This window comes from Sporosarcina sp. FA9, from assembly GCF_051550205.1.
Classification (GTDB): Bacteria; Bacillota; Bacilli; order Bacillales_A; family Planococcaceae; genus Sporosarcina.
This window is the reverse complement of the sequence record NZ_CP188819.1, coordinates 2,526,057-2,540,698: the sequence shown is the minus strand read 5'-3', so window position 1 is coordinate 2,540,698 and position 14,642 is coordinate 2,526,057. Positions and strand designations below refer to the sequence as shown.

The following is a 14,642-nucleotide window of genomic DNA, read 5'->3' as shown; positions in this document are numbered from 1 at the left end:
CTATTTAACGACAATGATACAATTAAATATGAGAAATGCCAATCGAAAGGATTGATTCGAATGAAAATTACTGAAATTGAAATCATTGCAATACATTTGCCCTTATACGAACCGTTTGTCGTGAGCTATTGTTCGTACGATTATATGCCTTCCATTATCGTGAAAATGACAACGGACACGGGACATATAGGGTATGGTGAAGCCGTATCAGATGAACATGTAACTGGTGAAAGTTTGGAAAGTACCTTTGCTATTTTGCAACATACACTTGCCCCGAAACTGATTGGTGAAAACCCTAAAAATATGGAACGGATTCATGAGTTAATGGATTCACTAATTCTTAGTGTTCCAAGTGCGAAAGCCGCATTGGATATCGCCTGTTATGATGTAGTTGGTAAGAGTTTAGGCGTTCCCGTTTATGATCTTATTGGTGGTAGATTTCATGATGAATTTCCAATAACACATGTCTTAAGTATTGCATCACCTGAAAAAATGTCAACTGAAGCTTTAGAAAAAGTTTCAGAAGGATATCGCTCGTTAAAAATGAAGGTTGGTACAAATGTCATGGAAGACGTGAAACGAATTGAAGCAGTCCGAGCTAAAGTAGGGGAGGATATAGCCATTCGTGTAGATGTGAATCAAGGTTGGAAAAACAGTGCAAACACGCTTCAAGCCCTTAGGAAATTGGAGCATTGTTCACTTGATTGGTTGGAACAGCCTGTTGTTGCAAATGACATCGACGCAATGGTAGAAATCAAAGCTAAATCATCTATACCTTTAATGATTGATGAGGGAATGTGTGGGGTTCCTCAAATGAGAGAAGTTATTGCGAAACGGGCTGCTGATAAAGTCAATATCAAGCTTATGAAATGTGGTGGTATCTATCCCGCTACAAAACTTGCAAATATGGCGGAGATGGCTGGAATAGAGTGTCAAGTTGGTTCGATGGTTGAATCCTCTATTGGGTCAGCAGCTGGGTTTCATGTTTCATTTTCAAAGAAAGTAATTACAAGTGTTGAATTGACGGGTCCGCTTAAGTTTAGTAAGGATATTGGTAATTTACATTATGATGTTCCTTTCATTCGTTTAACGGAGAAGCCAGGACTCGGAATTGATATCGACGAGGCCATTTTAAAGGAATTAACAATTTACTCAGAGAAGGTCATCGGATGATAACAAAACATGTTTTAAAAAATGGATTTGAGATCAGTATTAAACGATTGAATGCGCACGATTTAGATGAAATCATGTCTTTGCAACTAAAGGTAGTGAAGGAATTAACGACAGAATCTTTTTTACAACCTTTAGAGGAAGAGGAATTTTTATATATTTTAAATGGTAAGGGATTGATGATTGGTGCATTCTATAATGAAGAACTAATCGCTTTTCGAGCGATGATGGAGCCCGAATTAGATGAAGAGCACCTTGGTAAGGAAGCAGGATTAGATAAATCCGTGTGGTCAGAAGCATTGTATTCTGAAATTACGAATGTAAATCCCGAATTTCGTGGGAATGGTCTTCAAGTGTTATTGGGAAAACTTATTATGAAAGAAGTGGATGAAGAACGATTTCGTTATATTCTTACCACGGTTGCGCCATTTAATATAGCCAGTTTAAAAGATAAGTTTGCCCATGGACTGGAAATTGTTTCGCTTGGGGAAAAATATAATAATATGCTGCGGTATACAATGCTGAAGGATTTAAAGGAGTCTGAAAGGACTTATACAGTACAAGATAGAAAAAGTATTGCGATGGCCAATACAATCGAACAACAACTGCTTATAAAAAAAGGTTGGGTTGGCACGCAAATAGAAGTTGTCAATGACGAATGGATTGTTCATTTTGAAAAAAGAAAAAATTAAATGGACAGAAAAGGACATCCTTAACCTAATATAGGTTAAGAATGTCCTTTTCTAACATGTAATAATGGGACTAAACTACTTTTTTTCTTGTGTACTTTTCTTTCTAGCGTTTGGGGTAATCGGCTCATGCTTAGGTTTTATATTACCTAATTCAGATAACTCAAGAGAAATTTCTTCTTTCATAGATCCAGGTTTGATTTTCTGGTTTTTAGGTGTTTGAGGCAATGAAGCCGAGTTGTTGCTTGCGCCTTTATGATTATCTCTTCCCAAGTTTGTAACCTCCTTTCGCAAAAGAATTGTACTTTCTTATCATGGTTCAAAAACCGACTTTCAATGTACATTTTATATTTAAAAAGACAATAGAAAATCTACAAACAAGTTTGCTATTGAATAGAAGGTCCCACTCATATATAATAATAGTAATTATCCTTACTATTTCGAGAAGGGTAATTGTTTAGAGTTATGAGTAAATAATGAAAATGGGGGGATTACTATGACAAAAAGAAAGCGCTTACTTTCATTAGGTGCTATACTACTAAGTTTTAGCTTGGTAATGGCTGGATGTGGAACGAAAGATGAAGGTTCGAAAACAGGAACTGCAGGGGAAGATGGAAAAATAACAAAGCTGGTTGTTGGAACGGATGCTACGTATGCGCCAATGGAGTATATGGATGAGAAAGGAAATATTATCGGAATAGATGTTGACATTGTAAATGCGATTGCCGAGGCGGCAGGTATAGAAGTTGAATATAAAAACTATGGTTGGGAACCACTATTCCCTGCTGTAAAAGACGGGTTAGTTGATTTTGCAGTGTCATCGATTACGATTACACCAGATCGTCAAAAAGAATTTGATTTTACAAATCCTTATTTTGAAGCGAATCAACTAATCCTTGTACCAGAAGATTCAGATGTAACAAGCTTTCAAGACTTGAAAGATAAAAAAGTCGCTGTTCAAATTAACACAACGGGTCATATTGTGACTGGGGAACTTTTGGGTAAAACTAGTTCGCAAATTGTTGCAGCCGAAACGATGCCAATTGCAATTTTAGAAATGATCAATGGGAACGCGGATGCGGCAGTAGGAGATAACGCGGTTATTATTGATTATCAGAAAAATAATCCGAATGTGAAAGTCAAATTAATAGAAGACAGTTCTTTTGAAAAAGAATATTATGGACTAATGCTTAAAAAAGGAAATACTGAAGTAATGGATCTATTGAATAAGGGGATTAAGATTATTAAAGAGAACGGAAAGCTGAAAGAAATTACAGGTTTTGATGTAGAGTAATGAAGCAGCTGAATATTCATGATCTACACAGAACTTGGGGGTAATGCATTGGATTTTCTTGATATACGTTTCGATATAATTTGGGATTACCGCGCATTATTTATTCGTGGTATTGGGGTAACTTTAGCACTTACTTTTGTAGGATATATTGGCGGATTTCTACTAGGTTTATTTGTCGGATTGGGAAAGTTGTCAAAGCGTAAATGGATTTACTATCCTTCAAAATACTATGTTGATTTCTTCCGTGGTACTCCATTATTAGTGCAAATATTATTGATTCACTTAGCGCTAATACCTGCTATATTTGGGCATTCTTTGGGTTATTTTGTATCAGGTGCACTCGCACTTATATTAAACAGTGCCGCTTATAATGCCGAAATTATTCGTGCAGGAATTCAGTCAATCGAAAAAGGACAAACGGAAGCTGCTAGGTCACTGGGGATGACTGCAGGGACCGCAATGAAGTTGATTATTTTGCCACAAGCATTTCGTCGTATGATTCCGCCGTTAGGTAATGAACTAATTGCCTTACTAAAAGATTCATCATTAGTTACAGTAATTGCTGCGAATGATTTACTTTACGCAGGTAAAGTTATCCAAGGTGCTACGTTTAAAATTTGGGAACCGTATATAACTGTTGCGATTTTATATTTAATACTTACGTTTATTTTTGGTAAAATCATTAATTATGTAGAAAATCGATTTAGTAACAGCTATATTCCACCACAGAGAAAACGACTATTTACATCTGGTCGTCAATCGGGAGGAAGGTAAAATATGATTAGTATAAAAAACTTACACAAATCATTTGGTGAATTACAGGTGTTAAAAGGAATCGATTATGAAGTAAAAGAACGAGAAGTTATTTGTGTTATTGGACCAAGTGGCTCAGGAAAAAGCACCTTCCTACGTTGTATTAATCTGTTAGAAGAAATTACAGCAGGTGAAATATTCATTGATGGTGTTAAAGTGAATGGTGAAAAAACAGATATTAATGAAATCCGTAAAGAAGTAGGCATGGTGTTTCAACAGTTCAATTTATTTCCGCATATGCGTGTATTGGACAACATCACAGCGGCACCAAAAAAAGTACGAAAAATGAATAAGATAGATGCAGATATACTTGCACACTCATTGTTGCAAAAAGTTGGTTTAAGCGACAAGGCGAATGCCTATCCCGAACAATTGTCAGGTGGTCAACAACAACGAGTTGCGATTGCTAGGGCGTTGGCTATGCAACCTAAAATAATGTTGTTTGATGAACCAACATCTGCACTCGATCCTGAAATGGTGCAAGAAGTTTTAGACGTCATGAAGGCACTAGCGTTAGAAGGTATGACAATGGTAGTCGTAACACATGAGATGGGTTTTGCACGAGAAATGGGTGATCGTGTATTGTTTATGGATCAAGGGTATATCGTTGAGGAAGGCCCGCCTGATCAATTATTCAATCATCCTAAAAATGAACGAACAAAAGGATTTTTAGGTAAAATACTTTAATATGTAAAAAATCATCCAATCAAGAGGATTTTCTCATTCGTAGATTGGATGATTTTTTGATTTATCTAATAATTCTCGTGAAATATTCATGTTCATTTACTATAATAGTAGAAAAGGTGGAGGTAAAGATTAGTATGAAAAAACTGTATGTTTATTTACCGATTTTGTTAGGTTGTGCATTTTTTTCACAACAGCATGTGCACGCGGCAAACAGCAGTTTTTTTAAGGATGTGTTACCAGGCCACCCAAATTTCGATATTATTCATGAAATGCAGGAATTAGGAGTAATAAATGGGTATGGGGATGGTACGTTCAGGCCACAGTTATCCATTAGTCGTCAGCATGTTGCTTTGTTATTAACACGGACATTGTCATTAGAGCCTATTCGAGGGCGAAAGTACTTTAATGATCTTCCAGAGACGAGCGTGTACCATGATGCGATTCAACAAGTGCAACAAGCTGGAATTATGGACGGAGATAAAAACGGTGATTTCAATCCTGAATCGCTACTTACACGTGTTCAATTGGCAAAAGTACTTCATTTGGCATTTGACCTGGAAATAAAGGCGACCTATGATTTTCATGACGTTCCGGAAAGTCACTGGGGAAATAGCCATGTCCGTGCACTGTATTCTAACGGGATTACGATGGGTGATGGAGGATTGTTTAAGCCTCTAGGAACAGTGACTCGTTTGCATTATGCAGTATTTTTACATCGCTTAATGAACATAGATGAACGTTTTGTTGCACTCCCAATTGAAAAACCCGAACCAACTAAGCCGAAACTGGATGCACTATCCCCAATTTATGTGAAGGGAATTCTAATTGCAAGTAAAACTCATCCTTTACCTATAAACTATGCACCAGGTGAAAGTACAGAAGCAAGAATAGCATTTAACGAACTTAATAAACTTGCGAAAAAGAATGGTTTTGATTTTACAGCATTTAGTACATATAGGTCTTACTCTTATCAGGAAAAGTTATTTGAAGACTATGTGAAAAAAGATGGTCTTGTTGAAGCGACAAGATATAGTGCACGGGCGGGAGAATCGGAACATCAGACAGGGTTAGCCTTTGATGTAGGGTTGGTCGGTCAGAGGAGTCAATGGTTTTCAGTAACAAAGGCTTCTAATTGGATGGGGGAGAATGCACATCGTTACGGCTTTATTGTTCGATATCCTAAAGGGAAAGAAGAAATTACCGGATATATCTACGAGCCTTGGCATTTGCGTTATTTGGGTGTTGACCATGCAGAGAAAGTTTTTGCTAGTGGTAAAACATTAGAAGAATACCTGGGGATAGAATGAGCAGTTTATTTATAGAGATGTGTTTTCAATAGTATATTCAGTTATTTTTATCCATAAAAAAACCAGTTTCCGATTGGAAACTGGTGAAAACATAAATGTTTTATTAAAGCCACCTTTGCCGTATTACATAAGAAAGTTTCAAACCACCACTTCTCAAAGTGGGTGTTTGCAGAAACTATCTTGTCTGTCCTTGTTGGATAAATCGTACAAGGCTTGCCATTCGAGTTTCGATTAAAACTCCCTGTTACAGTATAAAGGTTGAAACTAATTATCGATACGTACAACGCAGCTTCTATTAATAGTGTACACCAACTTATTCAAATGTACAATAGAAGTAATATCCAATTGAAATTCACTTTTAAAAATCCCAATTGTCCATTTGCTCTTCTTCGGCAAGTACTTGTAAATCATCAGCTGTAATTGTGAGCACAATATAATCGGATTTTTCTGCGTAGCGATCCGCTGCTCTTTTTATGAATTTTGGTGATCCTTCATTTTCAGAATCATAAAGGATAAGAATACCATCTGAATTACGCATCAGGAATTTGTCTTTTTCGATGAATTGCCAAGGTGCTTCGTAAGGTGTATTTGTTATTGTATTGTAGTAGTCTGCTTGTGAAATTAGCGAACGATACGTTTCTTGTCGCATCTCATTCCAATTTTTTTCTTGCTCTAGAAAAGGAGGGAGGACAGCGTATTTTAAATTGGGGTACGTACTTTTAAGTTCGATAACTACTTCAGCGGCCCATGTTTCGACACCGAGTTGTCCACTAACAATTACCCATTCGAGCCCATCATCCAGTAGTGCAACAAGACGATTTTCCAATGCCTTCTTAATATAGACAATACCAGGATGTTTATCATCGAATATACCTAATTCATGTTGTTTGTAGCCGGTAATTACTAATCGTTTTAAAATAAGATTCACCTCTTTATAAATATTAACCTGTATTTTTATTGTACTAGCCTTCGTAATGAAATGCCTAACAATCAGGGTAAATTAATAATTCAGACAAGAATTGTTCAAATCTAAGCAAAGACTTTAACAAGTTGAAAGAAAACATTGAAATATAAAACTCTTACTCGTATAATAAAGGAACGAAAGAGGTGGATATTCATTGAAAAAAGACTTAAGAATTAATAGTAAAGTATTTAGTGAGGGAACAATGAGAGCACCTAACCGTGCTATGCTAAGAGCTGTGGGTGTCACGGATGAAGATTTTAAAAAGCCGATGATTGGTATCGCTAGTACTTGGAGTGAAGTAACTCCATGTAACATACATATTGATAAGTTAGCAATTGCCGCTAAAGAAGGTGCTCGTGAGGCGGGCGGCGTTCCGTTTATCTTCAATACAATTACTGTTTCTGATGGTATTTCTATGGGAACTGAAGGTATGCGATACTCTTTGCCAAGTCGTGATGTTATCGCTGATTCAATTGAAACAGTTGTAGGCGGAGAAAGTTTGGATGGCCTAGTAACAATCGGTGGCTGTGATAAAAACATGCCTGGTTGTATGATTGCAATCGCGAACTCTGAAGTACCGTCTGTATTCGTTTACGGTGGAACAATTTCCCCCGGTAATCATGAAGGGCAAAAATTAGATATTGTTTCTGTATTTGAAGGCGTTGGCCAATTAAATAATGGGACTATTGATGAAGAAACACTTAGAGCTATTGAGTGTAAAGCTTGTCCGGGTGCTGGTTCATGTGGCGGTATGTATACTGCTAATACAATGTCATCAGCAATTGAAGCAATGGGAATGAGCTTGCCTTCAAGTTCGTCCAACCCAGCAACATCATCTGCTAAATTGGAAGATTGTAAAGCAGCAGGACATGCAGTATACAACTTGCTTGAAAAGGATATTTATCCGAAAGATATTATGACAAAAGAAGCTTTTGAAAATGCGATTACAGTTGTAATGGCACTTGGTGGTTCTACAAATGCGGTTCTTCATTTACTTGCAATTGCACATGCAATCGAAGTGGACTTAACAATGGAAGACTTTAATCGAATCCAGAAAAAGACACCACATATTGCAGATTTAAAACCAAGCGGACAATATGTAATGGAAGATTTATATCGTATTGGAGGCGTTTCGGCAGTTATGAAGCGCTTGTTTGAAGCAGGTTATCTGCACGGAGATTGTATGACTGTTACGGGTAAGACAATTGCTGAAAACTTGAAAGATGCGCCTGATTTGGCAGAAGGTCAAGAAATAATTATGCCATTCGATAAAGCATTCAGTAAAGATGGTCCACTTGTAGTTCTTAAAGGCAACTTGGCACCAAGTGGAGCTGTAGCTAAAGTGTCCGGGGTTTCTGTTACAACACATACAGGACCTGCTCGTGTTTATAATACCGAAAAAGAAGCAACACAAGCTGTTATGGATAATAAAATTAACGATGGCGATGTACTCGTTATTCGATATGCCGGTCCAAAAGGCGGACCAGGTATGCCAGAAATGCTTTCGATTTCAGGAATTCTTATTGGTAAAGGGCTAGGAGAAAAAGTGGCATTGCTAACGGATGGTAGATTTTCTGGAGGAACTCATGGTTTAGTTGTTGGTCATATTGCGCCTGAAGCACAAGTTGGTGGACCGATTGCTTTACTAATAGAAGGCGATATGGTTACGGTTAGTTCTGCTAAACAAGAAATTTCTGTAGATGTTTCTGAGGAAGAATTAGAGAAACGACGTAAAGAATGGGTTGCACCACCACTCCATAAACGCGGTGTTCTTGGAAAATATGCAAACAACGTTTCATGTTCATCAATAGGGGCTGTAACGCATAACTTTAACAGATAAGTTGACGGATACTGAGAGTACTCACAATTCATAACTAGAGTTGTGTAAGTACTCGGTATCCGTTTTTTTTTGGACAGTTCTATTTAAATGAAGTATATTATTAAAATAGAACACTTAAATAGTTATAGGGGGTAATTTTCATGGCTTTTGTTATTACATCTGCTTGTATACTAGAACAAGCAGCAGATTGCGTTATGGTTTGTCCAGTTGACTGCATCGAACTTGGTGAAGATCAGTATTTAATTGACCCAGATACTTGTATAGATTGCGGTGCGTGCGTGGCAGCATGTCCGGTAGAAGCAATTTATCATGAAGAGGACTTGCTAACAGAAGACTTACCATTTTTGCAAAAAGCAAAAACATTTTATAATATTGCATAATTGAAAAAGAGATACTCTCATTACGAGAGTATCTCTTTTGATTTATTATAAGATAACAAAAGTTTTGATTTTAATTTTTCATCCCGATTAAACGGGGGAATAATTTCCTTAGAAAGCCTATACTTTCCGTACCGCGGTCATTGTTCCACTGGGTGTTTTCTATACCTAAGCAACGTAAACCCTACCTACTTTTACGTCCTTACGACCCTATAGTCGCGCCAGTGTGAATAAGTGTTCTCAAAAACATTACGTAGAATGCCAGAATATCAAGTCTTGCCTGCTACCTTAATTTATCACTTATGTATTATCTCACATCTATATTTCTTTGTCAACTCGTAGAAAATCTGCTATATACAGATGAACATTTTTTGGTAAGATATAAAGGGGTTGATTGAAGGGGGAAATATGTAATGGCGTTAAATAAATTTAAAAAGACAGCAATTTATGAATATATACAAGTTCTAATCGGTTCTGCTCTGGTTGGACTCGCGTTTAATATGTTTTTACTTCCATCTAAACTTGCCGCCGGGGGAATATCAGGAATTAGTACAATTTTACACGAACTATTTGAGTTCAATCCAGCGTACGTACAATGGGCTATAAATATCCCATTGCTTATTTTTGTTGTTTTAATCGTTGGTACAGATTTTAGTTTGAAAACTTTAGTTGGGACTACTTTTCTCCCATTTGTTATTTGGCTTACTGCAGATATGAAGTTATCGATAGATAATCCTTTATTAAGTGCGATCTATGGTGGAATAATGCTTGGTGTGGGGCTTGGGATTGTTTATAGAGGTAATGGTTCTACAGGGGGGACTGCAATGATCGCCCAAGTGTTAAAACGATATACGGGGCTTTCAAGTGGCTATTCACAACTTCTAGTCGATGGGTTAGTTGTTGTTACTTCCGCATTTGTATTTAATTTCGAACTCGCTCTTTATGCAATGATTTCAATATTCGTTACGAGTAAGGTTATCGACTTTGTACAACTTCAATCTTCATCTACAAAATTAATTCTGATAATTACTGAAAAAGAGGAAGAAATTCAATCCATTATACGAAATCAATTAAATAGAGGCTCAACAAAGATGACAACATTAGGTGGCTATTCGAATGAAGAAAAAACGATGATATTATGTGTCGTGGAACAATCGGAAGCAGTCTATTTTAAGAAGATTGTACAAAAGCAAGAACCAACTTCATTTGTTATTTTCATTAACGCTTCAGAAATACTTGGTCGTGGATTTTCAAAAGCACAATTTGATAATTAATTTTCGATTATTTCTAACCCATCCCAAACTTTTGTTTTCAATTTAGGGATGGGTTATTTTGTTTAAAAAGACAGCTGTCCAGATGTGGTGTATAATTTTACTACTAGCACCCATTCGGGAAAAAGGAGCAATCGTATTGAAAAGAGAAACGAACAACTCAGTTATATATACAGTTAAAGAATCGGGAGAATTATTGCCATTCTTATTGGAAAGTATGAAAAATAGTAGTAGGAATTCAGTTAAATCAATATTAACGCGTGGACAAGTTACGATTAACGGTAAAATGATTAAGCAACATAATCATTTGCTTGAAATCGACGATAAGGTAGAGATATTGAGCAATCAGGTTGCAGAGAGTATATCTAAAATAGAAGGCGTAACAATTTTACATGAAGATGAAGATATCATTGTGATCAATAAAAACGCGGGAATTTTATCTGTAGCCTCTGAAAGAGAGAAAGAAATGACCGCATATCGTCAAATAACGGAATATGTGAAAAGGTTAAATCCGAAAAATAGAATCTTCGTCGTTCATCGATTAGACAAAGCTACGTCTGGGATTATGTTGTTTGCTAAAAGTGAAAGAGTACAACAAGCTCTTCAAAACACATGGAGTGATACTGTCAAAGAGCGCATGTATACAGCTCTTGTTGAGGGGACCGTCATAGAAAATAAGGGAACAATTGCGTCGTGGTTAACTGAAAACAGTTCATTTAAAGTGTACTCAAGTCCAGTTGATAACGGTGGACAACATGCGATAACGCACTATAAAAAAATTCAGTCAAATAAGCATTTTTCACTGTTAGAGGTTCAGCTTGAAACAGGACGTAAAAATCAAATACGTGTCCACTTAGAAGTAATCGGACATCCTGTAGCTGGTGATAAGAAGTACGGTTCAACAGGTAATCCGCTGCGTCGACTTGGCCTTCATGCAACAGCCCTTTCTCTAATTCATCCAAGAACAGGGAAGCTGGTACGATATACGGCTGAAGTTCCAAATGCATTTTTGATAAAGTCCAAATAACATAAAGAACGTAACCGAAATTATGAGAGGTTGATTTAGAATGACGTTTCAAAGTTATCAATTAAATAGTGAAATCGTTCGCGCGCTTGAAGGTCTTGGCTATAATGAGCCGACAGAAGTACAAGCGAAAGTAATACCTGAGGCACTTAAGAAGATTGATTTAGTAGTGAAATCTCAAACGGGTAGCGGTAAAACTGCCGCATTTGGTATTCCTATTTGTGAAATGGTAGATTGGGAAGAAAATAATCCACAGGCACTCATTTTAACACCGACACGTGAATTGGCAGACCAAGTGAAAGAAGATATTACGAATATTGGTCGCTTTAAGCGAATTAAAGCAGCAGCTGTTTATGGAAAACAACCATTTGCTTATCAAAAGGCCGAACTGAAACAAAAATGCCATGTTGTTGTAGGAACACCAGGTCGTGTGATGGATCATATTGAACGTGGAACGCTCGTATTAGATGCTATTGAGTATTTAGTTCTTGATGAAGCTGATGAAATGTTGAATATGGGTTTTATTGATCAAGTTGAAGCGATTATTAATAAATTAACGAAACAGCGTACAACAATGCTGTTTTCTGCTACAATTCCAGAAAATATAAAAAAGTTAAGTCAGAAGTATATGAATGACCCAAAGAATATCGAAATAGAATCAAGTACAACTTTAATAGACCAAATCGATCATTCACTTTATGTTGTTGCTGAACACAAGAAGTTTGAGTTGTTGCGTTCTATAACAATAATTGAAAATCCAGATAGTTGTATATTATTTTGTCGAACGAAAGATCAAGTAGACCAACTTACAGAACAACTTGAAAATATCCATTACGCAGTCGACAAATTGCATGGTGGTATGATGCAAGAAGATCGTTTTGATGTAATGGATGAATTTAAACGTGGTGAATTCCGTTATTTGGTTGCTACTGACGTTGCCGCAAGAGGAATTGATATCGATAACATAACCCATGTTATTAATTACGATATTCCTTTAGAAAATGAAAGTTATGTACACAGAGTTGGTAGAACGGGACGCGCTGGCAATAAAGGTACAGCAATTTCATTTGTCACACCTAATGAAGATAAGTTTCTAAATGAAATTGAAGCATATATCGGATTTGAAATTCCAAGACGTACTGCACCATCACAAAAAACGATAGATGAAGCTATGGATGCATTCAATGCGAAAATTGAAAAACTACCGAAACTGAAGAAAAGTAAAAGTATAAATATCGATAAAGATATATTGAAATTGTATTTTAATGGTGGTAAAAAGAAAAAATTACGCGCATTTGATTTCGTTGGTACAATTATGAGTATTCCAGGAATAGTTGCAGAGGATATTGGTATTATTAAAATTCAAGATACTGTAACATATATTGATATTTTGAACGGCAAGGGGCCGCTTGTCTTAAATGAAATGAAAACAAAAACAGTTAAAGGCAAACAGTTAAAAGTGCATAAAGCAAATAAGTAGGGTCGTTATAAAATGACGCTGGAGCGAATTGCAATCAATGTGCAGGGAGGGGAACTGGACAACGAAGGAAATAGCTCAGTAAAATTATGGCGGAACAATCCAATTTATATATAAGACGTAGAAAAGCCAAGTAAATTAATCACAATTTACTTGGCTTTATTAGTTGATGTTGATGTTTAAGTTCTTAAATAATTGTCCATTCCCGTTCAACGGCAATTTTTTTAAGTTTAGCATCAGGGTTTACTGCAACCGGATTTCCTACGAGTTCCAGTACGGATAAATCTGAATAACTGTCACCGTATGCAAAACTATTTTCCCAATCAATTGTTTCTCCTTCTAACGCAGCAAAGATTTTTTTGTTTTTACGATTACCTTGAATATGTAAGATGGGTACATTACTATCAATTGTCTGTCCTTTTATAGGAATGTCAGTACCAATAATCGTATTGAAAGGCAATCCTTTCGTAACGGAGTGTAGTAAAGGTGTGTATGCACCCGAAACAAGCATGATATGAATATCTTCAGCTGTGTGCTGTTCGACTTGTGAAAGAACAAGCGGGTTAAAATCTTTTTTCATTTTTTCTGCCAGTTCCTCAAAATAAGTATCGAGTTCCGCCGTAGAAAAGTTTTTAAATACTTTTAAATAAAATTGCATTGAGCGTTCCTTTAACATGCTTTCTGGATAAACTTTTAATTTGTAACCGATATACAAAGGTAAGATTGACCTGAAAAACTTTTTATATCGATTATGATAAAGAGGATGATTTTTTAAATGTTTCATTAAGAGTTGGAAAGTTTCGTTAGCATATAATGTTCCGTCAAAGTCAAATATTGCAACGCGCATAGTTCTCACCTTTTCCTGTTTTTTACATAGGCTTTCTATAAACTATACAGTGTTTGACCTATAGAAGCAATGTGAGGATTGGAGTAGAAGGATAGCCCCGTTAAGAATGTGAAGAGCACTTTAAGGAAATAGAAAAAAATAGAATTACACAAATACGTATGTGTAATTCTAATTTAAATGTTATTGTATTTTATCGATTGGCATTGTTGTTTGTGCTGTCGCAAAAGAATTCAACATTTGTTGCATATCTTGCTGGGCTAGCTGTGGTACTTGGTAATAATGATGTTTGTTTTGGTATATAGAAAGCTCATAAGCCATTTCAATACAGTTGGGCACAGAATCCGCAAGAACGCGTCGTACAACCGGATTAGTTGTTTCAAGTGCAGACATCGTTTTTGATGATGCACCAGCTTTAGCAGCCCAAAGTAAAAAACCTGATATAATTTCATCTGATATTTCTGTTTCAGATTGAATTGGCTTTTTTGGTGGGCTTTGCTTAAGACCATAAACAAAGTCGTTTCCAGTCTTCATTTGGTATTTTCCAGTTGGTTGGGAAGGATCTTGACCTGATTTAAATGCCTCAACTGTAATGTTGTATTCGTTTAAAGAAAATTGGAACTGTCGGTTCAAAATATCGAGTAATTCTGGATCTTTTACTTTTGTTCGAAATAGAATCGCCTGATTGAGCCCGGCAACTGTTTCAGACAACGTTTCATGTAAATCAAATAATTCATGAGCGCCATGATTCATTTGTGCTGAAACATCACCTGTTTGCATGTTTTGATGTGTTTGGTTGATCTGTTGTCCAGTTTTCTGACCAAATGGGTTTTGCGTCATTTTACAACTCCTCCTAATTATCGAGCATTTTCTGCATCGACACTA

General features: G+C 36.4%; 15 protein-coding genes. 11 read left to right on the top strand and 4 right to left on the bottom strand.

Annotation, left to right across the window (positions count from 1 at the left end; translation table 11 throughout):
* The first annotated feature begins 60 nt into the window (after window positions 1–60).
* Window positions 61–1,173, top strand: coding sequence for a mandelate racemase/muconate lactonizing enzyme family protein (locus tag ACP8HH_RS12685; protein ID WP_438311845.1), 1,113 nt, complete (start codon window positions 61–63; stop codon window positions 1,171–1,173).
* Window positions 1,170–1,862 carry a GNAT family N-acetyltransferase gene (locus ACP8HH_RS12680; RefSeq protein ID WP_438311842.1) on the top strand — a complete coding sequence of 231 codons (693 nt, stop codon included), beginning with the start codon at window positions 1,170–1,172 and terminating at the stop codon, window positions 1,860–1,862. Before ACP8HH_RS12685 ends, ACP8HH_RS12680 begins: the two co-directional genes overlap by 4 nt.
* Window positions 1,863–1,937: 75 nt before the next feature.
* Here ACP8HH_RS12680 and ACP8HH_RS12675 read toward each other — a convergent pair whose 3' ends face one another.
* The gene (locus ACP8HH_RS12675) at window positions 1,938–2,132 is read right to left on the bottom strand and encodes a hypothetical protein (protein ID WP_438311841.1); all 195 of its coding nucleotides are present in this window, start codon (window positions 2,130–2,132) and stop codon (window positions 1,938–1,940) included.
* A 223-nt stretch (window positions 2,133–2,355) separates the two neighbouring features.
* Between ACP8HH_RS12675 and ACP8HH_RS12670 the strand changes: the two genes are divergently transcribed.
* The 4 genes from ACP8HH_RS12670 to ACP8HH_RS12655 all read left to right on the top strand — a co-directional run bounded on the left by ACP8HH_RS12670 (window position 2,356) and on the right by ACP8HH_RS12655 (window position 5,960).
* Window positions 2,356–3,153, top strand: coding sequence for a basic amino acid ABC transporter substrate-binding protein (locus ACP8HH_RS12670; RefSeq protein ID WP_438311839.1), 798 nt, complete (start codon window positions 2,356–2,358; stop codon window positions 3,151–3,153).
* 48 nt (window positions 3,154–3,201) lie between these two features.
* Window positions 3,202–3,927 (top strand): amino acid ABC transporter permease, encoded by a 726-nt coding sequence (locus ACP8HH_RS12665; RefSeq protein WP_438311837.1) that lies wholly within the window; start codon window positions 3,202–3,204, stop codon window positions 3,925–3,927.
* Window positions 3,928–3,930: 3 nt separating this feature from the next.
* Entirely contained in the window at window positions 3,931–4,653 is a 723-nt protein-coding gene (locus tag ACP8HH_RS12660) for an amino acid ABC transporter ATP-binding protein (RefSeq protein ID WP_438311834.1), read from the top strand.
* 134 nt (window positions 4,654–4,787) lie between these two features.
* Window positions 4,788–5,960, top strand: coding sequence for a D-alanyl-D-alanine carboxypeptidase family protein (locus ACP8HH_RS12655; RefSeq protein ID WP_438311831.1), 1,173 nt, complete (start codon window positions 4,788–4,790; stop codon window positions 5,958–5,960).
* 358 nt (window positions 5,961–6,318) lie between these two features.
* Here ACP8HH_RS12655 and ACP8HH_RS12650 read toward each other — a convergent pair whose 3' ends face one another.
* Complete coding sequence (locus ACP8HH_RS12650; protein ID WP_438319162.1) at window positions 6,319–6,879, bottom strand: SLOG family protein; 561 nt, start codon at window positions 6,877–6,879, stop codon at window positions 6,319–6,321.
* A gap of 199 nt (window positions 6,880–7,078) precedes the next feature.
* On the opposite strand from ACP8HH_RS12650, the gene ilvD reads away from it, so the two are divergent.
* The 5 genes from ilvD (at window position 7,079) to ACP8HH_RS12625 (ending at window position 12,916) form a co-directional block, all read left to right on the top strand.
* The gene (ilvD, locus tag ACP8HH_RS12645) at window positions 7,079–8,764 is read left to right on the top strand and encodes a dihydroxy-acid dehydratase (protein WP_438311830.1); all 1,686 of its coding nucleotides are present in this window, start codon (window positions 7,079–7,081) and stop codon (window positions 8,762–8,764) included.
* Window positions 8,765–8,904: 140 nt separating this feature from the next.
* Window positions 8,905–9,144: a 4Fe-4S dicluster domain-containing protein gene (locus tag ACP8HH_RS12640; protein WP_438311827.1), complete on the top strand. Its 240-nt coding sequence runs from the start codon at window positions 8,905–8,907 to the stop codon at window positions 9,142–9,144.
* A 410-nt stretch (window positions 9,145–9,554) separates the two neighbouring features.
* Window positions 9,555–10,415: a YitT family protein gene (locus tag ACP8HH_RS12635; protein WP_438311825.1), complete on the top strand. Its 861-nt coding sequence runs from the start codon at window positions 9,555–9,557 to the stop codon at window positions 10,413–10,415.
* Window positions 10,416–10,473: 58 nt separating this feature from the next.
* The gene (locus ACP8HH_RS12630; protein ID WP_438311822.1) at window positions 10,474–11,439 is read left to right on the top strand and encodes an RluA family pseudouridine synthase; all 966 of its coding nucleotides are present in this window, start codon (window positions 10,474–10,476) and stop codon (window positions 11,437–11,439) included.
* Between the two features lie 40 nt (window positions 11,440–11,479).
* A complete protein-coding gene (locus ACP8HH_RS12625) occupies window positions 11,480–12,916 on the top strand; it encodes a DEAD/DEAH box helicase (protein WP_438311821.1) in 1,437 nt (478 codons plus the stop codon).
* Window positions 12,917–13,100: 184 nt separating this feature from the next.
* Here the strand turns inward: ACP8HH_RS12625 and ACP8HH_RS12620 are convergent, their stop codons facing one another.
* A complete protein-coding gene (locus tag ACP8HH_RS12620; RefSeq protein ID WP_438311819.1) occupies window positions 13,101–13,760 on the bottom strand; it encodes an HAD family hydrolase in 660 nt (219 codons plus the stop codon).
* 180 nt (window positions 13,761–13,940) lie between these two features.
* Window positions 13,941–14,597, bottom strand: a complete 657-nt coding sequence (locus ACP8HH_RS12615) for a spore coat protein (RefSeq protein ID WP_438311818.1) — start codon at window positions 14,595–14,597, stop codon at window positions 13,941–13,943.
* Window positions 14,598–14,642 lie beyond the last annotated feature (45 nt).